Origin of the sequence: Sorangium sp. So ce145, from assembly GCF_051525985.1 — a bacterium.
Classification (GTDB): domain Bacteria; phylum Myxococcota_A; class Polyangia; order Polyangiales; family Polyangiaceae; genus Sorangium; species Sorangium cellulosum_B.
The window spans coordinates 7,166,900-7,187,133 of sequence record NZ_CP150315.1; the positions used below are offsets into that span (position 1 = coordinate 7,166,900).

Consider the following 20,234-nt stretch of genomic DNA (forward strand, 5'->3'; position numbering starts at 1 on the left):
CTCTTTCGCCCGCTCCTCCGCCGGTTTCTTGCTCCGTGCGGCGGGCGTCTTCGTTCCCAGGGACGCCACGCCGGACGCCGGCCAGCGTGACGGGGGTGGCCGCGCCGGCCGGCGTGGGTCGGCGGCGTCGCCAGGTCGTTGCCGCTCGCGGTGCCGACGGCGCCGGCGCGTGTTCCCCCGACGTCCAGCCGGCCGAACCGGCGCACGGACGGCACCTCGCCGGCTCGTTCTTTCTTCGGCTCCGGCGCACGATTTCGCAACGATCCGGGGAACCTTGCCGGACATAGCAAACAGTACAGAGAAGGGAGCTCCGCTCATGTCCGCCTCGCGCTCGCCCGCAACCGGATCCGGGGGATGAATCGCGCCGTGCTGCCGCTCGCCGCCTCGCTCTTCCTGGCGGCGCCCGTGGCGCTCGCGCAGGGCGCGCCGCGCGGCGCGCGGCTGTCCTACACGCGGGGGGCTGGCGCCGAGGGGTGCCCGGAGGAGCCGAGCCTCCGGGCGATCGTCGCGAGCCAGCTCGCCGGGGTCGACCCGTTCGTTCACGACGGCGCGCGGCACATCGAGGTCGTCGTCCAGCGCAAGGGGACGGTGTTCCAGGGAGAGATCGTGCTCCATGACCGCGATGGCCGGGAGCTCGGCCGCCAGGAGCTCTCGAACCCGGTCTGCGGCGTGCTCGTGCAGCACATCGGCCTCTCCCTCAGCATCTTCATGCGCCCGTTCCTGCCACCACGGCCTGCACCGGGGGGCGCTCCCACGCCGCCCTCAGGGTCGCCGCCCCCGCCGGCGCCGGGGGAGGCCGCGCCCCCCGTCTCGCCGGGCGCGCCGCCGGACGCGGCGTCGCCGCCATCGGCGTCGAGAGAGGCCGCTCCATCCGTCTCGCCGGACGCGCCGCCCGAGGCGCCGGCCTCGGAGCCGCCCCGCCCCGTCGCTGCGCCAGCCCGACCCACTCCGCGCCCGGGGCCGCCGCCGGAGCGCCCGCGCCTTCAGCTGGGCGCCGGGGTGCTGCTCGGCGCGGGCGTGACACCGTCGGTCGCGGTCGGGTTCTCGGGGGTCACCGGTGTCCGCTGGGAGAGGTTCTCGCTCTCGCTGGAGGCCCGCGGGGATCGTCCTATCGACGCCGAGCCCTACCGCGGCTGGACGATCGGGGTGTCGGGCCTGAGCGGTTCGCTCGTTCCCTGCGGTCACGCGGATTGGTTCTTCGGCTGCGCCATCGCCACGGCAGGCGGGGTGTGGCACGTCAGGGAGAGCACCGGCAGGGAGCGCGCAGTGCCCTACGCAGCGCTCGGGCTTCGTGCGGGGCTGGAGGTGCCGCTCTCGGCTCGCCTTGCCGGGCAGCTCACCGGCGACCTCTTGCTCAACACGCTTCGGCCGCTCTTTCGAGCAAGCGACGGCGCAGGGTGGTCCGCGGCGCCCGTCTCGGAGGAGGTGGCACTCCGTCTGATCGCTTTCTTCTGAACCTCCGCGTGGTTTCGCGAAGCATCGGACGCGCCTGCGGGAGCTATTCCCATGGGGCGGCCGCGAGCGCGCGCGGCGCGCGGGCGCGCCCCTCGCGGCCTGCCACCTCCTGGAGAGGCCCCTGTTGAGCTCGGAACGAGCCGACGACTCAGGCCGGTACAGAGCTGGCGCGTTGACAGCAGAACGTCGCCGCCGCGGTGGGCGCGATGCTGCCCACCGCCTCGCCGCCGAACGCTTCGCACTTTCCGGGATCGAGGCTGACGACGCTCACCGACCTGCTTCCGAGCGCCGTGCCGGTCGCGACCGTCCCGCAGTGGGGGGCGTCGGCCGTGATCACCTGGGCCGCAACGAGCTGGGAGCACCCTTCGTCGCTGAACGCGGAGGCCAGGACGCTGCATGTCGCTCCGGTGGGCTCGGTGCAGCCGCAAGGAGCGCAGCCGCGTGTGTCCTCCACGCCGGCGTAGAAGACATGCCGGTCCGGGTACGTAGCGGGGCAGTCCTGTTCTCCCTCGTGGTGGATGCACGTGAGGAATCCCTCCGGCGGCGCGGCGTCGCCGATCGGCGGTGCCGGCGTGCAGGTCATGCCCGGATCCGCGCACGGGGGGGACGCGTTTCCTGTACACGCCCGGGCGACGATCGCGAAGCTCCCCGCCGCCGCGGGCTCGCCGGGTTCCTCCGGCGCTTCTGCGATGCTCGGCACGCACCCTGCGGAGACGACGCGAGGCGCCTGGATCGAGAGCGACTGCACGCACGGGGCGCCATCGCAGGTCCGTCCGGCCTCGACGGCGTTCGCCGAGGTGCAGGCCCCGTCCCACCCCTCCGGGGCAGCGAACGAGGTCGCGGGAGCCTCGGGGCCACCACACGGGAAGCTGGCGTAGGCCCTCCATTCCATCGGCACCTCGCACGTCGCCTCCGGTGGGTCGCACGCGCAGGCAGGGCACTGGTGCGGGGCTGGAGCCGCGAAATCCGCGTAGCCCTCGTAGCCGACGATCGGCGCGGTCGCAGGGCAGCTCGGCACGCTGTCGGGGGAGCCGATCCAGAGCAGCGCGGGCTCGGACCACCCGAGCGGCTCCTTCGGTACGCACTGCCCTGCGCAGACCTCTACTGACGGGATCAGGTCGCCGAAATCGGACGCGATGGCGACGTCCATGTCGTCCTCGGCCGCGCAGTCATCGCCGCCATCGCCGCCACCACCGCCACCACCGCCACCACCGCCGCACCCGCCAGCATCGGGGGGCTCCGTCACTTCGCAAGGCGTTCCCTTGGGTCCTGGGTCCTCATCCCAGTAGCAGAGGTACGTCGTCGGCGTCCCGCACCCGCCGGACATGCCCCCAAGCCCGAGGGTGCTCGCACAACACAGCGCTATGATCCCACCCTGCCAACGTCGCGCCCGCGTCGCCATCGCTTCTCCTCAGCATCCGCGGCGCCGTTGAAGGCGCGCCGCGGTGAGCGCGGCCACGTTACCAGGGGACCCCAGGACGCCGCCAGACCAACCCCGGAGTAGGCCACCCACGTTCGATCGCATTACGTAGAGCTAGATATTTTTCTCATTTTTTCGCCAGGCGACAGCGCGCGTCGCCCCTTCGCGAGGGGTCGACCTGTCCTCGTCGTGCGCCCGTCCCCCGCCTGCCCCCAGAACGCGCGCGCTGACACCCCCGGGTACGCGGGCCCGTCGATTGTGCAACGAGAAGCGGGGCAGTCCCGGACTCCGCTCCGATGAAGACCCCATTGCCGATCCCTCCCCGGAGGGAGAGCCGCCGCCCGTCCACCGATGCGCCGGGAGCCCGGACGCGCCGTCGCGCACGCAGCGCGCCGAAAGCGGTGCTCCACCCGGTAGCCTCACCCTCGATCGAGGTCCTCTGGGCCGAGCGGCCGTTCGTCGCCCTCCTGCTCCGCGCCCTCCACGTTCCCGCCCGCGATCGAGAAGATCTCCTCCAGACGGTGCTCCTCGGCGCCTGGAAAGCCATCCGAGCGCGCAGGTACCGCCCGGACCCGCGGCGGCACCCGCGCCACGCGCTGCGCGCCTGGTTGCACGGCGTCGTCTGGCGCCAGGTGTCCCATTACCGGGACAAGGCCCATGTTCGTTGCGAGATCCTGTGCGGCGCGCCCCTCGCGCCCGCCGGCCAGGCGCCTCTCGAGATCGAGGGAGCGCTCCTCGCCCGCGCCGCGCTCCGCGAGGTCGCCGCGCTCCCCAGGGGCCATCGCGAGGTCCTCCTCGCGGTGGCCGGGCGCCTCAGCCTCGTGGCCTGGGCACGAAAGCGCCGCATGAACCCCAATTCCGCCGCAAGCCGGCTGCGTCGCGCCAGGAGGGCGCTGGCCGAAAAGCTCGCCTCATCGAGGCTGCGGTTTCGGTGAGGGCGCCGCTCGGTGACACCGGCGCCGGGGCGAGGCCTCCGCTCGGTCCCCGCTCGGCCCCGCTCGGCCGGTCACGTCGAGCCCTTGTACGATTTCGCAACGAGCCGGGCGGCCTCGCCGGACTACCTATCCATGAAAGAACCCCGACCACGCCCCGCGTCCCCTCCTGCGCCCGCCCTCGCCCCTGCGCCCGCCCCGGCGGCGGCACCTGCACCCGCTCCAGAGGCGGCGCTCGCGCCCGCGCCGGAGCCCGCCATCGGGTCGTCCCCGCAGCCCTCGTTCGAGGAGGTCTACCAGACCTTGCTCCCGTACGTCCTCGCGGTGCTCTGGCGGCTCGGCGTCGCGTCTCGGGATCTTCACGATGTCGCTCACGAGGTGTTTCTCGTCGTTCACCGGCGCCTCGAGGACCATGTGCCTCGCCGGTCGCTCAAATCGTGGGTGGCGGGCATCAGCGCGCACGTCGCCCTCCGCCACCGGGAGCTCGCGCGGAACCAGCGGGAGCTGCTCGAGCTCGACGGCGCCGAGCCCGTCGAGCTCGCGGACCCCGGGCTCGACGCGGAGCGCCGGGTCGCGCAGGCCGAGACCCAGCGCATCGTCCGCGAGCTCATCCAGCGCATCGAGAAGGAACGACGCGCGGTGTTCGTGCTCTACGACCTCGATGGCTGCGACATGCACGACATCGCCCAGGCGCTCCAGATCTCCGTGAACACGGCATGGGATCGGCTGAGGCGCGCCCGCAACGAGTTCACGGTCGCGGTCAAACGGCTCTCCGCGCGGGACCCGGACGCGCTCGGCCTTCGTGGCCTGCGCTTCGCCCAGGTGCCGTTCACCCTGGCCGACAGGCCCATGCTGCTCGACGCAGGCAGGGTCCGGATCGGCGGCGCGCAGGAGCTCGCCGGACCGCTGTGGGCGCGGCTTCAGCGGTCGCTCGCCTCGACCGGAGGGCTGGCCGGCGGCACGGACGGCATCTCCGACAGCCCTGCAGCACAGCCCGATACAGGCGGGATTTCGTCCCACCACCGCCGTCCCGGGAACGCGGTGGAGGCCGCCGGCGCGACCGGGGAGAATCGCACGCCGCCGGTCGTCACGATCGCGCGATCCAGGCTCATCAAGACAGGCGTGGCGCTGTTCCTCGGGGGAGCCGGGGCGGGCGCCGTCGTGGTCTATGCTGCGTTCGCGCCGCCTGCCGCGGCGCCAGCGGTGTCCGTCAGCGCCGAGGTGGTGTCCGTCAGCGCCGAGGACGAAGGCGCCGCGTCCGACCGAGCCGAGCGCACCGGGGCAGGGCGCGGCGGGCGCGCCGCGGGCGGGCTCGTCGTGGCCGACGCCGTCGTGGACGCCGGGCCCCCGGGGGCCGTGGACGTGGCGGCCGCGGCGCCGTCACGCGCCCCCTCTCGCAAGGCCACCCCGCCCGGCGAGCACGACACGACCGAGGAGAGCGCGTTGCTCAGCAGCGCCGGCCTTGCGCTCAGCGAAGGGAACGCGACAGAAGCGCTCGACGTGCTGGTCCTGCACGCCCGGAGCTATCCGCGCAGCCCGAGAGCCGAGCAGCGCGAGGCGCTGGCCATCCAGGCCCTCATCGAGGCCGGGCGGCGCGCCGACGCCGGCGCGCGAGCCGAGCGGTTCCGCGCGGCCTTCCCTGACAGCATGTTTCTCCGCGCCATCGACGCGGCCATGAACCGCCGGTGAGACCCAGGCACGCTGCGTCCGGCGAACGCCGGCGCTGCCTCGCTCCTCGGCGCCTCGATCCGGCGCCGCCCTGCTCACGCTGCAGGTCGCGCGTCCGCTCGACGTCGAAGAACGGCGCGAACGCGACGCCAAGAGACGCCGGTCAGGCTGGGCGGGAGGCGAGGCGGCGCGCGCCGCGTCGGGCGATCGCCGCCGCGAGGGCGAGGGCGCCGAGCGTCATGCCCACGAGCGTGCCCTGTCCGCGGGTCCGCGAGGGGCGATCGCCGTCGAGGACCGGGGTCGCCGCGCCGCAGAGCACGTCGGCGTGGACGCTGACGCGGGCGCGCAGCCAGTTGTCGACCCGCTCCTGCGGCGCGGGGCTCAGGACGAGGTCCGTGTCGAGCGCGGCGCGCGGCAGGTTCGCCTCGAGACGCGTCAGCCAGACGTCCTTCGGGTGCAGGCCGACCATCGCGATCGCGAGGTCGTCGAGCGCCCCGCACGCGAGCTCGCGCGCGTCGATCTGATCGGCGGCGACCTCCCCGCAGCTCGGATCCGACAGCGGGACGCCGGCCGGGCACGGGTTCGCCACGGCGCGGCTCTCGGTCGCGATCTCGGCGAAGCGCACGGCGCACGCGGAGTCCGGGACCTCGCCGGTCTCGCCGTTCGCGAGCCCCTGCTGGGCGAACGCGGCGGCGATCGTGTCGACCGGGGTGGTCGAGCCGCTCGTTGTGTAGCGCACACCGAACGGCGCCGCGGGGCTCGACACGGGCGAGAACAGCGAGCCCTGCTGCGCGTAGGCGGTGAGGAACGCGCGGCCGCCGTCGGCCGCCGCGATCGCCTTCTCGCGGAGCACGCCGTAGTTCGACTCCTGCGAGGCGAAGTCCCACGCGAGGAGGTCGATGGGGACGGCCGCGGCCGCGAACCCCTCGGGGGCGAGCCGCGCCTCGCTGATGGTGAAGAGGGTGATCGCGACGTTCGCGCCCGTCCCGGCGGCGACCATCCGGAGCGGGAGCGCGGGGTTCGCCCCCGGCGTGACGACCCGCACCGGCGTCATCTCCTTCACGTCCTTGCCCGGCTCGAGCCTGATGGCGATGAAGTCGAAGCCCTCGTCGACATAGGCGTCGAGGATCGGCCGCGTCGACGCATCGACGTTGAAGCCGTTCTCGTCGAACCACGCGTTCAGCGCGCCGGGCGTATCGGTGGCGAGCGTCACGGTGGTGTACGGGCCGACGGTGCCGCGGTGGAGCACGGTGACGTCATCGCCGCCGAACGCCACCCCCGCCGAGTCCGCGGAGCCGAGGGCCGCGCCGCAGCCCCCGCCGCTGCGGGCGCAGGTGGAGCTCGGCGCGGTGATGCGCACCGACGTGGCCGCGTCGAGCGTCTCGAACCAGGCGTCCGAGCCGACCTCGAGGAACGCCCCGCGCTTCACCGGGAGCACCCACCCGAACGCGCTGGGATCGCCGGAGTACTGGATCTGATCCCAGAGCACCGACTGGACGGGCGACACGGAGAGCACCATCCGGTGCGCGTTGACGACCGTCGTCTCGGTGGGCGGGGCGAAGCACCCGCCGCAGGCGAGCGCCTCGCGCGGCGACAGGAGCGTCGCGGAAGGAACGGCGAGCGCAAGGAGCGCGAACAAGCGAAGTTTCATCGGCTACCTCCATGGGCGCGGGTCCGCGCGCGCGGGCTCTCGGGAGCGCGCGCGCGGCGCACCACCGCCAGGCTATCCAAGCCGGCGCGCTGCGGGCAGCCAGCGCACGATTGGCGCGCCGCGCGCCATGCGGGAGCGCGGCGAGCCGCCGTCAGCCCGCGGCCCACCACGCGTCGAGGTCGCGGAGGGCGCGCTCGGCCATCACCTCGTAGCGGGCGCGCTTGCGCAGCTTGCCGTGCGCCGCATCGAGCGGCGCGATGTGCGCCCAGGTGATGTTGGACGGCTGATACGTGGGCTGCTTCCGGCCGAGGTGCGTGAGGATGCCGCCGAGCGCCGTCGTGGGCGGCGGCGGGCGGAGCGGCTCGTTCCGCAGCTGCTGCGCGAGGAGGATCGCGCACACGAACCCCGCCGCGGCGCTCTCCACGTAGCCCTCGACGCCCGCGATCTGGCCGGCCAGGTGCACGCCCGGAAGCGCGCGGAGCTCCATCGCGGGGCCGAGGAGCGCCGGCGCGTCGACGAAGGTGTTGCGGTGCACGGAGCCCATGCGGAGGAACTCGGCCTCCTCGAGGCCGGGCACCATCCGGAACACCCGCAGCTGCTCGGCGTACTTCATGCGCGTCTGGAAGCCGACGAGGTTGTACGCCGTCGCCGCCTCGTCCTCCGGGCGCAGCTGGAGCACCGCGTAGGGGCGCCGGCCTGTGCGCGGATCGGTGAGCCCCACCGGCTTCATCGGCCCGAACGCGAGCGTCTGCTCGCCGCGCACCGCCATCACCTCGCAGGGCAGGCACCCCTCGAAGTAGCGCACCTCCTCGAAGGCGCGGGCCTCCACCTTCTCCGACGCGACGAGGGCCTGGACGAACGCCTTGTATTGCGCCTCGTCGAAGGGGCAGTTCACGTACGCCTCGTCGCCGGCCTCGGCGTCGTCGCGGCGCTCGGCCGCGTCCTCCGGCGGCGCGGCCCGCTCCGGCTGCGCGGTTTGCTCCCGCTGCGCGGCCCGGTCGCCGCGGACCGCGCCCCCCTTGCCGTAGCGCGACTGCTTCCACACGCGCGACCAGTCGATCGAGTCGGCGCTGACGATCGGCGCGATCGCGTCGTAGTAGGCGAGGTGCTCGGCGCCGACGGCCGCGGCGAGGCTCGCCGCGAGGGCGTCGGAGGTGAGCGGCCCCGTCGCGAGGATCACGGGCCGCTCGGCGGGGATCTCCGTCACCTCCCGGTGCTCGACGGTGATCCGGGGGTGGGCCTCGATCGCCCGCGTCATCGCCTCGGCGAACCGCTCGCGGTCGACCGCCAGCGCGCCGCCGGCCGGCACCGAGGTCTCGTCGGCGCACCGCAAGGCGAGCGAGCCCACGCGCCGGAGCTCTTCCTTGAGGAGCCCCACCGCGTTGCTCAGCGCGGCGCCGCGCAGCGAGTTCGAGCACACGAGCTCGGCCAGCCGATCGCTCGTCTGCGCAGGCGTGCGCCGGTGAGGTTTCATCTCGACGAGGCGCACGCGCAGCCCGCGCTGCGCGAGCTGGTACGCCGCCTCGCAACCGGCCAGGCCGCCTCCGACGACGACGACGTCGTGCGGGCTCTCCGCTCCGTTCATACAGCTCACCAGGGTGGGGGGTCTCGCGGGCTTCTTAGCTCGCCGTGCGGCGGGCGCGCACGGCCCGCGCCGGCTTTTCGGCGGCCCCCTGGGCCGCACCAGCGCCCTCTGGCGCGGCCTCGGGCCTGCCGGCTGGCGTGGGCTCCGCCGGCGCGGGCCGGGCGGCCGGCGCTCGCGACGACCGCCGCGGCGTCCGGGGTGGCGGCGCCGTCGGCGGCGCCGTCCTCCCCTTCCCCCTCGACGATCTCCTGCTTGAAGCCGCAGTCCTTCGTCGCGCAGACGAGCATCGCCTTCTTGCCGGCGGTGCGGGTGACGAACTTCGCGCCGCACTGCGGGCACGGGACCGGCACCGGCTTCTGCCAGAGCTTGAACTCGCACTTCTGCTCGGCGTTCCAGTTGGAGCAGCCGTAGAAGGTGCGCCCGCCCTTCTTGCGCGGCCGGATCTCGATGAGATCGCCGCCGCAGCTCGGGCACGCGACGCCGAGCGGGACCGGGCGCGTGTTCTTGCAGGCCGGGTACCCGGTGCACGACAGGAAGTCGCCGAAGCGGCCCGTCTTGATGATCATCGGCTTCCCGCACTTGTCGCACGAGATGTCGGTCTCGCGGACGGCGGCGGTCCCCCGCGCGTCGGACAGGTCGCGCGTCGCCTTGCACTTCGGGTAGCGCTCGCAGCTCAAGAACCAGCCGTTCTTGCCCCACTTCTTGAGCATCATCGACCCGCACTCGTCGCAGACGATGTCGGTCTTCTCGGCCTCGGGCTTCCACGGCGCGAGCTTCTTCGACTTGTCGAGCTGCTCCCTGAACTTCTTGTAGAAGCTCTTGAGCAGCTGCTCGCGCTTCAGGCTGCCGGCGCCGACGGCGTCGAGCTCCTCCTCCATCTGCGCCGTGAAGTTCGGATCCATGATGTCGAGGTTCGACCGGACGAGGCCGTCGACCACGAACTTCCCGAGGAGCGTCGGCTGGAACGCGCCGCCGTCCCGCTTCTCGACGTACGCGCGCTGCTGCACCTTGCTGATGATCTCGGCGTACGTCGACGGGCGGCCGATGCCGCGCTTCTCCAGCTCGCGCACGAGCGAGCCCTCGTTGTAGCGGGGCGGCGGCTGCGTGAACTTCTGGTCGGTGATGACGCCCGGGGGCGACACGGAGAGCGCCTCGCCCTCCTTCATGTCGGGCAGGAGCGCCTCCGAGTCCTCCTCGGCCGACGGCCCCGGCGCCGCGCGCTCCGCCTCGGCGGCGGTCGCCTCGGGCGCCGGCGCGGCGGCGCCGCCGTCCGCGGCGGCGCCTGCGCTCTCCTCCTCGCCGGCGAACTCCTGCTGGCCCTCGGTCACCTGCAGCCAGCCGGCGAACTTGAGGATCCGCCCGGTCGCCCGGGCGAGGTAGCTCCGGTACGCGGGCGCCGCGAGCGTCGGCGCGACGTCGATCTCGACCGTCGTGCGGTCGTACACCGCCGGGGTCATCTGCGAGGCGACGAAGCGGTTCCAGATGAGCTTGTACAGCTTGTACTGCTCGTCCTTGAGGTGCTTCTTGATCGAGTCCGGGTGGATCTCGACGCTCGTCGGCCGGATCGCCTCGTGCGCGTCCTGCGCGTTCTTCTTCGACTTGAAGACGTTCGGGCGCTCGGGGACGAACTCCTTGCCGTACCGCTTCGCGACCACGCCGCGCACCTCGGCGACCGCGTCGTCGCTGACGCGCGTCGAGTCGGTACGCATGTACGTGATGAGGCCGACCGGGCCGCCGTCGCGCTTGAGGTCGATGCCCTCGTAGAGCGCCTGGGCGATCTGCATCGTCCGCTTGGCGCCGAAGTGCAGGTAGTTCGTCGCGTCCTGCTGGAGCTTCGAGGTGGTGTACGGCGCGGGCGGGTTGCGCTTCTGCTCGCGCCGCACGACCTTCGCCACCCGGTAGCGGGCGGTCTCGAGGTCGGCGCGGACCTTCCCGGCGACCTCGCCGTTCGTCACCTCGAGCTTCTTGCCGTCGGCGGAGGCGAGCTTCGCGACGAACGGCGCGCGCTGCGGCGGGCTCGCCGCGCCGAGGCCGACCGCGATGTTCCAGTACTCCTCCGGGACGAACGCCTCGACCTCGCGCTCGCGGTCCACGATGAGCCGCAGCGCGACCGACTGCACCCGCCCAGCCGACAGGCCGAACGCGAGCTTCGACCAGACGAGCGCCGAGACGTCGTAGCCTACGATGCGGTCGAGCACGCGCCGCGCCCGCTGCGCGTCGTACAGGTTCTCGTCGAGCTTGCGGGGGTTGTGGACGCCGTGGTCGACCCCCTTCTTCGTGATCTCGTGGAACTCGACCCGCGCCACCTTCAGCTTCGGGTTCTTGATCTCCTCCGAGATGTGGAACGCGATCGCCTCCCCTTCGCGATCGGGGTCGGTCGCCAGGAGCACCTCGTCCGCCTTCTTCGCGGCGGACTTCAGCTCCTCCAGGACCTTTTCCTTGCCCTCGATGACCTCGTAGGTCTCGGCAAAATCGTTCTGTACGTCGACGGCGTTCTGCTTCTTGGGCAGGTCCTTGACGTGCCCCTTCGAGGCGAACACCTCGTACCCGTTGCCGAGATATTTCTTGATGGTCTTCGCCTTCGCCGGCGACTCCACGATGACGAGCGTCTTGGCCATCACCACCTTCTGAGCAACGAGATCGGGCTTGTGAGGATTGAAGGGCGCCCTTCGGTGCGAGGGAGGCCCCCCCGCGAGGAGGCGGCCACCCGAAACCGCACTGGGCAGGGTGAGCCGGCGCGCCCCTTCAACGAAGAGCCCGCCGAAACAACCCGGCGGGCCCCTCTACTACTACGGCCTGGAGCGTCAACGTCAAGAGTGCCTCCACGGCGCGTCTGGGCGGAAGCCCCGTCCTCTCGCAGACCTCATCCACGTGCGCCGGCCGGGCGTCCAGGGCGTCGAGGACCGCGCGCTCGGCCGCGCTCATCGAAGGCGGTGGCCCATTTTCCTCGGGCGAAACGCCCGTCCGCGCCCCGAGGGCGGCCTCCGGGAGCGGCAGCGTGCCCCCGCCGGGCGATCTGCTGCGCGCCGAGCGCCGCGCCCGCCGGCGGGGCGGCGGCGCCTGCCCGCCGAGGACGTCGATGACGTCGGCCGCGCGCGTGATGGGGCGCGCGCCGGAGACGAGCTCCAGCGCGCAGCCCACGCCGCGCGGGCTCCACGGGGCGTGGGGGACGACGCAGAGGTGGCGGCCGAGGCGGCGGGCCGCGGCGGCGGCGGAGCGGGCGCCGCTCTCGACCCCCGCCTCGACCACGACGGTCGCGAGCGTGAGCGCGGCGAGGACCGCGTTGCGCTGGAGGAACAGCGCCGGCAGCGGCGGCGTGTCGTCGGGGACGCGCGCGAGCAGCGCGCCGCCCGCGGCGAGCACGCGCGCGAACAGCGCCGCGTGCTCGCGCGGGTACGGGTGCGCGTGGCCGCCGCCGCCGACGACGACCGTCGGCGCGCGCGCGTCGAGCGCGCCCTCGTGCGCGGCCGCGTCGACGCCGCGCGCGCCGCCCGACCAGATCGAGAAGCCCGCCTCGCCGAGCGCCGCGGCGAGCGCGCGGGTGAACCGGAGCGCCTCGTCGCTCGCGGCGCGCGTCCCGACGATCGCGACGCCCGGGCACGCCGGGAGCGCGCCGCGGAGGTAGAGCGTCGGCGGCGCGGCCTCGGTCTCCGTCACGAGGGCCCAGAGCTGCGCGGGGTAGGAGGGATCTGCGGGCTGGATCTCGATCGACGCCATACGCGGCCTGTCGACCGACGCCCGGGACGAGTTGCGCGAAATGAGGACCAGGACCGCGGCATGACGAGCGCGCGGCCGCACGCGCCCGGCGCGGTCGCCGCGCTACCGCGGCGGCGCGCGAGGCGCGGCGCTCGGCGGCGCCGTGTCAGGCGGGGTCGCGCCGGGCGGCGCGGCGCCGGGCGGCGGGGCCGGGCGCGGGCCCCGGAAGCCCTGGACGAGCACGACGCCCGCGCCGCGCCGCACCTGCGCGTGGAGCTCCACGGCGGGCGGCGCGGCGCCGGGCACCGAGAGGCACGCTCCCCGGCCGCCGATCACCGCGATCGGCCCGCGGTCCGCGTCCTGGGCGACGATCTCGAGCGCGGGCGGCGCGCCCTTCGTGACGAAGAGGTCGACCTCGATCACGCCGAGCCCGCCCTGCGCGATGAACACCGCGCACTCGTCAACGCCGCGCGGGACGCGCACGGGGATCGCGGCGCTCTCCCCTTCCGCGAGCGCGAGCGACACGACGTCGCCGAGGGGCGCCATGCCCCTCGCCTCCCCGCGCGCGGTGTTGGCGAGCGCGAGCGCCGTCACGCGCGGCACCGGGGCGCTCGCCGCGGGCCGCTGCTCCGCCGCGCGGCTCAGGAACAGGCGCGACGCCTCCGGGTCCGGCTCGGGCGCGTCGCGCGGAGGCGGCGGGTTCCGCGGCGTGTCGCGCGCGGGCGAGGAGGCCGGCGGAGGCGGCGGGCTAGGGCGCAGGACCTCGGCGCGGCCTCCGCCGCACGCCGACACGGCGAGCGCGAGCGACGTAGCGAGCAGGCGGCGCGCCGGCCCGAACGGACGCAGTTCGACGAGAGCGAGAGCGCGCCGCACCGCGCGGAGCCTACCAGAACCGCCGCGCCGCGCTCGGCCTGCGAGCGGCCGGCCGTGGGTCGTGCTACCCAGTCGCCCGATGAAACCCAGGGACATCGTCGTCGCGACGCATGGTCACTGCTTCGACGGCATGGCGAGCGCGGCGCTGTTCACCCGCCTGATGCAGGCGCTCCGCCCCGGCGAGCCGCTCGCGCTGCGGTACCGCTCCTGCGGGTACGGCCCGGGCATGACGATGATCCCGCCTTCGTGGCTCGACGGCGACGAGAACGCGATCCTCGACTTCCGCTACACGCCGACGAAGAAGCTGACGTGGTACTTCGACCACCACGTCACCGGGTTCGGCTCGGACGAGGAGCGCGACGCGGCGCTCGCCGGCGCGTCGCGCGCGAAGGCCGCGGGCGACGGGCCTCAGGTCTTCTACGACGCCGCCTACGGCTCGTGCACGAAGCTCATCGCGGACGTCGCCCGCGATCACTTCGGCGTCGAGATGTCCGGAGCCGATGAGCTCATCCGGTGGGCCGACCTCATCGACACCGCGCGCTTCCCCTCGGCCGAGGCCGCCGTGAGCCGGGAGGAGCCGATCATGCAGCTCGCCTCCGTGGTGGAGCACCACGGGGACGGGCCGTTCCTCGCCTCCGTGGTGCCCCGCCTCGTCGAGCGGCCGGTGAGCGAGGTGGCGCGCGAGGCGGACATCCAGGACCTCTGGCGTCCCCTCTCCGTCTCGCGGCAGACGTTCGTCACGCGCATCGAGCGCGGCGCGCGGAAGCTCGGCCGCGTGGTGCTCGTCGACCTCTCCGACGCGCCGCTCGAGGCGGTCGGCAAGTTCATGACGTACGCGATGTACCCGGACTGCGTGTACTCGGTCACGCTCTCCCGGCAGAAGCAGCACTACAAGCTCTCGGTCGGCTACAACCCGTGGTGCGGCGTCCCGCGCGATCGCGACATCGCCCCCATCTGCCGCCGCTACGAGGGGGGCGGGCACCCGGCGGTCGGCGCGGCGTCCTTCCCGCTCTCCGCGCTCGAGCGCGCGCGCGAGGCGGCCCGCGCCGTCGCCGAGGAGCTCGACGGGGAGCCCGCGCGGTGACCTGGGCCGAGCAGCGCTTCCGCAGGAGCGCGCGCGAGACGGGGCGGGCAGCGTCATCGCGCGCGGCGGCGACGCGCGCGCCGCTCCTCTTCGGGCACCGGGGCGTGCGCGGCGAGGGCGCCCCCGCGGAGAACACCCTCGCCGCCTTCGAGGAAGCCGCGGCGCAGGGGGCCGACGGGATCGAGCTCGACGTGCGGGTGTGCGGCTCGGGCGAGCTCGTGGCGCTGCACGACCCGGACCTCGCGCGGGTGACCGAGGGCGCGGACCCGCGCGCCGCCGCGGCGCTCCCCTGGGACGAGCTCCGGCGGGTCGACCTCCGCGGCGACCGGGTGCCGCTCCTGTCCGAGGTGCTCGCGTTCGCGCGCGGCCGGCGGCTCGCCGTCAACATCGAGATGAAGCGGGACGTGCCCGATCGCACCGCCGTCGTGCTCGCGACCGCGCGGCTCGTGCGCGCCTGGGATCCGCGCCACGCCTTGCTCGTGTCGTCGTTCGATCCGGTCATGATCGCCTCCTTCGGCGCCCTGGTGCCGACCGTCCCGCGCGCGCTCCTCGTGCACCGGAGCCGCTACCACGACGCGGCCGTGCGCCTCGCGCCGGCGCTCGGGGCGCTCGCCGCGCACATCGAGCGGACGATCGCGTCCCCCGAGCGCATCGCGCTCCTGAAGCGGCAGGGCCGCGTGATCAACGTGTGGACCGTGAACGACCCGCGGGAAGCGCAGGACCTCGCGGCGCTCGGCGTCGACGGGCTCATCACGGACGCGCCGCGCCGCATCCGCGACGCGCTCGCGTAGCCGGCTTCATCGGACCGGCGCGGCCGCGCGCTACCTTCGCTCCCAGGGGTCGATGATCTCGCGCGAGCGGCGCGGGCCCCGGCGCGGGGCCGACGGAGCCGGCGGGGCCTTTCGCTCGGCGGACGCCGCCGGCTCCGCCGTGGCCGCGAGCAGCGCGGCATCCGTGGCGGGCACGTCCTCGGCCAGGGGCGAGCGTGCCGTCACCGGGGTCGACGCGCGGACCACCTCCAGAGGCGACGCAACCGAGCTCACGCTCTCGGGCTCGATCGGCGCGGCCACGTGGTAGGGCGCGGCGCCCTCCTCGCCGACGGGCCGCAGCGCCGTGACCGCGATCGTCGCGCTGATCGCGGACAGCGCGCCGCACGCCACGAGCCAGCGGAGCGTCGCGCTCGCGTGAGGCCTGCGGTCCGCGCGCACCTCGCCTGCCGCTGCCGCCGTCAGCGTGCCGGGCTGGGACGCATCGGCCAGCGAGGCGAGCGTGTCCTGCCGCGGTCGCGGGCCCTGGTCCCCGTGTCGGGAGGGCGGGGCGAGCTCCCCTGAGCCTTCCAGCGCGCCGGTGCCGCCCGGCGACAGCCCGAGCAGCGTCCCCGTGCGCGACGTCACGGGCGCCGGCCGCGACGTCACGGGCGCCGGCGCCGAGGGCACGGGCAGCGGGATGCCCGGATCGCCCATCGCGACGACGAAGGCGTGCACCATCTCCTGTGCCGACTGGAACCGCTGAGCCCTGTCGCGCGAGAGGGCGCGCAGGAAGAAGACGTCGAGATCGGCCGGCACGTCGGGCGCGAGGTGCGTCGCGAGCGGGATCGGCTCGACGAGGATGCGCGACAGGACCGCGCCGAGCACGTCGCCCTCGAACGGGAGCTTGCCCGTGACCGCGCGGAAGAGGATCACCCCGAGCGACCACAGGTCGCTCCGCGCGTCGAGGTTCCTGTCGCCGCGCGCCTGCTCCGGGCTCATGTAGAACGGCGAGCCCAGGAGCTCGCCGGTCCTCGTGGTCTCGTCGGTGAGGAGCTTGCCGGTGAGCTGCTTGGCGATGCCGAAGTCGAGGATCTTGACGATCTCCTCGTCCTCGTCGACGCGCGAGAGGAACAGGTTGCCGGGCTTGAGATCGCGGTGGACGAGCCCGGACTCGTGCGCGCGGCGCAGCGCCTTGCCGGTCTGGACCGCGATGCGCGCCGCCTCGGCGAGGGAGAGGCGGCGGACCCGCCTCAGGCGACGGCTGAGATCCTCGCCGCGGAGCAGCTCCATGACGAGGTACGGGACAGCCCCCCAGATCCCGTAGTCCTGCACGCTCACCACGTGCGGGCTACCGAGGTTCGCCGCCGTCCGCGCCTCGCGGTAGAAGCGCGCGCGGAACTCCGGCGAGGCCGCGTGCTCCGGATCCATGAACTTGATCGCCGCCGGCGCCCCCAGCTGGAGGTGCCGGGCCAGCCACACCGAGCCCATCCCGCCCCGCGAGAGCGGCCCTTCCAGGCGGTACTTATCGCCGACGATCGTTCCCGGCTCGACGTCCATCGCCGACTCCTCCGGCCACGGCGAGGTGGAATTCGTCTGTCTAGACGTTCGAGCGAGCGGCGTCCACGCCATCAGGCGAGCGCTGCCACGAGCCAGCCTGCGCCACCCGTGATGGCCATTGTCCTTTCAGGAGCCGCCTGAACGCGCCCACCAGGAGCACCTTAGTCCTGGCAGTCGACATGACGGCGGACGACGCCGCCCGGGACCGGCTGGGTGAACGCCCCCGAGATGAGGGGCGGATTCCACTTCGCCTCCTTGTACTGAAAGATCACGTCGTCCTCGGTGTTGGGCACCCGCATGCGGATCGAGCGGGGGATCTCGGCCAGGCAGGCGCCGCCGCTCGGCGGGATCGGATCGTCGATCCCCTCCGGATCGACGCGCGGCGGCGCGGTGTGGATGGCCGCGTGATGGCTCAGCTCCACGTGATAGAGGTCTGTCCCGCGCTGCGCGACACGGACCTCGCGGACGCGCAGGCGCTGCTGGTTCCACGGCGCGAGAAAGTCGCGGGGGTGGGGCTCGAGGTGGATCTCCTCCACCGCGTCGCGGGAGCCCTGGATCAGCACACGGTAGAACCCGTCGCCATCCCAGGCGATCGAGGCGCCGCGCGGCTCGTGAGCGAGCACCGGCGCCTCGCCGCGGAGCAGCGAGACGAGGGCGTGCCCGGGGATGGGCACCTGGGTGAGCCGCGCCAGGTTGCACGCGCTCGCGGGCCCGTGCAGGAGCTGCTTCTCCCCGACATCGAGCATCTGGAACTGGGTGCCATTCGACGTGAGCGTGAAGAGCGTCGCGCCGAACGGGCTCACCACGTCGAAGCGCACCCGATCCGGGTTGACCGCGAGGATGTACATGTCCCCGCGGAGCCGCCCCTGGCGCGAGAAATGGTCGACCTTGGCGGTGCCCTGGACGCCGTTCACGCAGGCATAGGTGGCCTTCATCCGGTCGAGCGCCGCGTCGGCGGTCGGGAACCGGGACGCGGGCGGATCCACGGAGGCACAGCCGGTCACGAGCACGGCGAGGGGCGCGGCCCAGGCGATCGCGCGATGGCGCATGGGCGCGGACGCTGGCAAGGATCGCCGAGCCCGTCAACCGCGGAAGCGGCGCCGAGCCCATCCGCCGGAGCGGCGCGAGGGGGCGTGGTCGTGGAGGAGGGTTGTCGAGCGCGGGCCGAGGGCCCAGGAGACGGCGGCGAGGAGGGCCGCGCGTCCGGCCCGGAGCGAGCCCCCGGCCGGACGCGCGCGACCGGGATCAGGACGCCCGGAGCGCCTCGAGCAGATCGACGTCGGGGATCGCGACCGGGAGGCGGGCGCGGAGGACGGCGACGTCGTTGTCCTCGCAGAGGCGAGCCACTGCGAGCCCATCGAAGAGCGAGATGGGCGCGGTCCCCACGATCGCGGCCTCTTCGCGCGCACCGGAGAGCATCTGACCGGCGGTCAGGATCCAGCCCGCGGTCGCGGGGCCGTAGTGGTGGAGCGAGCCGCGCAGCTCGGTGACCCGCTCGCGGCCGACCTCGCGGCCGTCCCGCCGGATGACCAGCGCGAGCTTGATCTCATCACCCGCCGTGCGGAGCGCGCCGGAGAAGTGGCTCTCGCCGCCCGGCGCCCCGGCGCGGCGCACCGCGCGCAGCTGGCCGATGCCGATGCGCTCGAGGGCGAGGACGCAGATCTCGACGAAGGCATGGCCCGGGAGCTCGGAGAGCTTGCGCACGAAGGCGCGCCGCGCGGCGTCGCGGTAGCGCTCCACCGCGGCGAGCGCCTCCTGCTCCAGCCGCGCCAGGTCGCCCGGCAGCAGCCAGTCCGTCAGCGCGATCCTGCCGCCGGCGAAGCGGAAGCGGGGCCGCTGCCCCGCGGCGGTGCGGCGCGCGTTGTCGGCGCGCACGGCGGCCGCGACCTGGGACTGCACGAGCTGCACGTCGCCGGCGAGGCGGCCGCGGCGCTGCGCCGTCTCGGCGATCTGCCGGAGCGAGACAGCGCCCGCGTTCCGATCGAAGGTCGAGAGGATGCCGGCGACCGCATCGGCGAGATCACGTCCGGCCAGGTCGTCGAGCGCGTGCCCTTCGCCGCCCGTGAGCTCGATGACCTGCGGACCGCGGTAGACGGGCTCGGCGCCGAAGCTGTCGGGGCGGTCCGCGCGGTCGATGCGCTCGGCCCTGTCGGTGCGCTCGACTCGGTCGGTGCGCTCGCCTCGCTCGGGACGATCGAAGCGCTCGGTCCGGTCGGAGCGCGGCGGCTCGCGGCCGTTCTCGCGCCGCGCCTCGAACACCGGCGTCGCGACGTAGGAGGGCAGCCCACCGGTGCTCGGGTTGGCCTCCGCGGTCCCGCGGCCGCGGCGGCGACGGCGGCGGCGGCGGCGGCCCTCGCCCTGCTCGCCCGACGAGCCGGGCGTCGCGCGGTCCTCGCCGCCGAGGATCGGCTGATCGTCGTCGTCCTCTTCGTCGAAGAGCTCCGCGGCGCCGGCGACGGCCTCGGCCCGCATCGCCTCGTCCGGACCCGGCGGCTCCGCGTCGTCGAGATCGCCCTCTTCCTCGTCGATGTACGTGCTCGCGGCGCGCGGGGACGACGGCGTCGGCGGCGGCACGGGCTCGCGCGCCGCCGCGATCTCCACGCCGTTCAGGCCGGCCGCGCTCGTCGCGCCGGCGGCGACCTTCTCGTCGTCCTCGTCCTCATCGTCGATCGCAGGCGCGGCCTGCGCCGCCGCGTCCGCGGCTCCGCCCTCGACCTCGACCGGGCCGCTCTCCGCCTCGAGCTCCGCGGGAGCGCCAAGATCGCTCTCTTCCACCGCGTCGTCGTCGGCGCCCGCGTCGAACAGGGTCGGCTGCTCCTCGTCCTTGCGCGCCTTGGCCGCCTCGGGCTTTCCGCCGCGCTTCGCCTTCTTGCCGTCGAGCCCGGACTTGATGGTCTTCTCGTCCCACTCGCGCAGCGCGAACACGCCCGGCTTCACGCGCACCAGGGGGTTGTCCGCCGTGTCCTTCTTCAACGTCGCCGCCAGGCGGGCGCCCATCGTCACCTCTGGGCTCTTTCCAACGTGGCTAAGGAGGTTCTTCTCGATCGCGATATCGGTGATCTCTTTATAGTGAAGCGGTCTACCGATGAGGCGAAGCACCTCGGCGGCTGCATCCGTGAACGTCATCTTTGTTCGCCCTTCGGGCGCGCCGCCCGGCGGGCGCCCTCGTCGTCCCCATCGCGGCCGCCCCGTCCAAAGTGGCTGACGAAGCGCGCGGGATACCCCACCGCAGCCGGGAAACGCACATTCGCTCCCACTCGGCCACGACGCGCGGAACGGCCTGCTCGTAGCATGCTCGGAAACGGCGGTCAACGGGACGCGCGATCCGGCTCAAGAGAAGCCGCTGACCGACCTCTAGGACACGGAGCCGGGGGCGGGGCGGCGCGATGCCCGGATCGACCGGGCGCCGCGCCGAGGCGAGCGCGCGGCGGCCGGCAACGGCAGGCTGGATGAACGATGAACGCGCGGCGCGCAGTCAACGGCGCGCGCGGGCCCCTGGACGAGCATCGATGTGGCTCGTGAGCGGATATCGGCCAGTCCGGAGCGCGGGTGAAGACCACGGGA

At 73.9% G+C, this 20,234-nt stretch carries 14 protein-coding genes; 5 read left to right on the plus strand and 9 right to left on the minus strand.

Annotated features, from left to right (window positions below; genetic code table 11):
• The first annotated feature begins 354 nt into the window (after positions 1-354).
• Entirely contained in the window at positions 355-1,455 is a 1,101-nt protein-coding gene (locus tag WMF34_RS26380) for a hypothetical protein (protein WP_437989500.1), read from the plus strand.
• A gap of 148 nt (positions 1,456-1,603) precedes the next feature.
• Here WMF34_RS26380 and WMF34_RS26385 read toward each other — a convergent pair whose 3' ends face one another.
• A complete protein-coding gene (locus tag WMF34_RS26385) occupies positions 1,604-2,701 on the minus strand; it encodes a hypothetical protein (protein ID WP_437989501.1) in 1,098 nt (365 codons plus the stop codon).
• A 575-nt stretch (positions 2,702-3,276) separates the two neighbouring features.
• Here WMF34_RS26385 and WMF34_RS26390 point away from each other — a divergent pair.
• Together WMF34_RS26390 and WMF34_RS26395 are read left to right on the plus strand one after the other, a co-directional pair.
• A complete protein-coding gene (locus WMF34_RS26390; protein ID WP_437989502.1) occupies positions 3,277-3,810 on the plus strand; it encodes a sigma-70 family RNA polymerase sigma factor in 534 nt (177 codons plus the stop codon).
• A gap of 132 nt (positions 3,811-3,942) precedes the next feature.
• Entirely contained in the window at positions 3,943-5,496 is a 1,554-nt protein-coding gene (locus WMF34_RS26395) for an RNA polymerase sigma factor (RefSeq protein ID WP_437989503.1), read from the plus strand.
• 142 nt (positions 5,497-5,638) lie between these two features.
• Here the strand turns inward: WMF34_RS26395 and WMF34_RS26400 are convergent, their stop codons facing one another.
• The 5 genes from WMF34_RS26400 to WMF34_RS26420 form a co-directional block, all read right to left on the minus strand.
• The gene (locus WMF34_RS26400; RefSeq protein WP_437989504.1) at positions 5,639-7,126 is read right to left on the minus strand and encodes a DUF2330 domain-containing protein; all 1,488 of its coding nucleotides are present in this window, start codon (positions 7,124-7,126) and stop codon (positions 5,639-5,641) included.
• Between the two features lie 151 nt (positions 7,127-7,277).
• Positions 7,278-8,711, minus strand: coding sequence for a methylenetetrahydrofolate--tRNA-(uracil(54)-C(5))-methyltransferase (FADH(2)-oxidizing) TrmFO (gene trmFO, locus WMF34_RS26405; protein ID WP_437989505.1), 1,434 nt, complete (start codon positions 8,709-8,711; stop codon positions 7,278-7,280).
• 5 nt (positions 8,712-8,716) lie between these two features.
• Positions 8,717-11,329: a type I DNA topoisomerase gene (gene topA, locus WMF34_RS26410; RefSeq protein ID WP_437989506.1), complete on the minus strand. Its 2,613-nt coding sequence runs from the start codon at positions 11,327-11,329 to the stop codon at positions 8,717-8,719.
• Positions 11,330-11,456: 127 nt separating this feature from the next.
• Positions 11,457-12,428 carry a DNA-processing protein DprA gene (locus WMF34_RS26415; protein WP_437989507.1) on the minus strand — a complete coding sequence of 324 codons (972 nt, stop codon included), beginning with the start codon at positions 12,426-12,428 and terminating at the stop codon, positions 11,457-11,459.
• Between the two features lie 102 nt (positions 12,429-12,530).
• Complete coding sequence (locus tag WMF34_RS26420; RefSeq protein WP_437989508.1) at positions 12,531-13,280, minus strand: hypothetical protein; 750 nt, start codon at positions 13,278-13,280, stop codon at positions 12,531-12,533.
• A gap of 79 nt (positions 13,281-13,359) precedes the next feature.
• Between WMF34_RS26420 and WMF34_RS26425 the strand changes: the two genes are divergently transcribed.
• Positions 13,360-14,364, plus strand: coding sequence for a hypothetical protein (locus WMF34_RS26425; protein WP_012237749.1), 1,005 nt, complete (start codon positions 13,360-13,362; stop codon positions 14,362-14,364).
• Positions 14,361-15,155, plus strand: a complete 795-nt coding sequence (locus WMF34_RS26430) for a glycerophosphodiester phosphodiesterase (protein ID WP_437989509.1) — start codon at positions 14,361-14,363, stop codon at positions 15,153-15,155. The genes WMF34_RS26425 and WMF34_RS26430 overlap by 4 nt, the downstream gene beginning before the upstream one ends.
• A gap of 30 nt (positions 15,156-15,185) precedes the next feature.
• Here the strand turns inward: WMF34_RS26430 and WMF34_RS26435 are convergent, their stop codons facing one another.
• The 3 genes from WMF34_RS26435 to WMF34_RS26445 form a co-directional block, all read right to left on the minus strand.
• A complete protein-coding gene (locus WMF34_RS26435) occupies positions 15,186-16,670 on the minus strand; it encodes a protein kinase domain-containing protein (protein ID WP_437989510.1) in 1,485 nt (494 codons plus the stop codon).
• 161 nt (positions 16,671-16,831) lie between these two features.
• Positions 16,832-17,719, minus strand: coding sequence for a LolA family protein (locus WMF34_RS26440; protein WP_437989511.1), 888 nt, complete (start codon positions 17,717-17,719; stop codon positions 16,832-16,834).
• A 196-nt stretch (positions 17,720-17,915) separates the two neighbouring features.
• Complete coding sequence (locus WMF34_RS26445) at positions 17,916-19,796, minus strand: HTH domain-containing protein (RefSeq protein WP_012237753.1); 1,881 nt, start codon at positions 19,794-19,796, stop codon at positions 17,916-17,918.
• Positions 19,797-20,234 lie beyond the last annotated feature (438 nt).

Bases quoted from the DNA above. Each gene is read 5' to 3' on its own strand.
- WMF34_RS26380 (WP_437989500.1), top strand. From the start codon at position 355: ATGAATCGCGCCGTGCTGCCGCTCGCCGCCTCGCTCTTCCTGGCGGCG.
- WMF34_RS26395 (WP_437989503.1), top strand. From the start codon at position 3,943: ATGAAAGAACCCCGACCACGCCCCGCGTCCCCTCCTGCGCCCGCCCTC.
- WMF34_RS26400 (WP_437989504.1), bottom strand. From the start codon at position 7,126: ATGAAACTTCGCTTGTTCGCGCTCCTTGCGCTCGCCGTTCCTTCCGCG.
- trmFO (WP_437989505.1), bottom strand. From the start codon at position 8,711: ATGAACGGAGCGGAGAGCCCGCACGACGTCGTCGTCGTCGGAGGCGGC.
- topA (WP_437989506.1), bottom strand. From the start codon at position 11,329: ATGGCCAAGACGCTCGTCATCGTGGAGTCGCCGGCGAAGGCGAAGACC.
- WMF34_RS26415 (WP_437989507.1), bottom strand. From the start codon at position 12,428: ATGGCGTCGATCGAGATCCAGCCCGCAGATCCCTCCTACCCCGCGCAG.
- WMF34_RS26425 (WP_012237749.1), top strand. From the start codon at position 13,360: ATGAAACCCAGGGACATCGTCGTCGCGACGCATGGTCACTGCTTCGAC.
- WMF34_RS26435 (WP_437989510.1), bottom strand. From the start codon at position 16,670: ATGGACGTCGAGCCGGGAACGATCGTCGGCGATAAGTACCGCCTGGAA.
- WMF34_RS26440 (WP_437989511.1), bottom strand. From the start codon at position 17,719: ATGCGCCATCGCGCGATCGCCTGGGCCGCGCCCCTCGCCGTGCTCGTG.
- WMF34_RS26445 (WP_012237753.1), bottom strand. From the start codon at position 19,796: ATGACGTTCACGGATGCAGCCGCCGAGGTGCTTCGCCTCATCGGTAGA.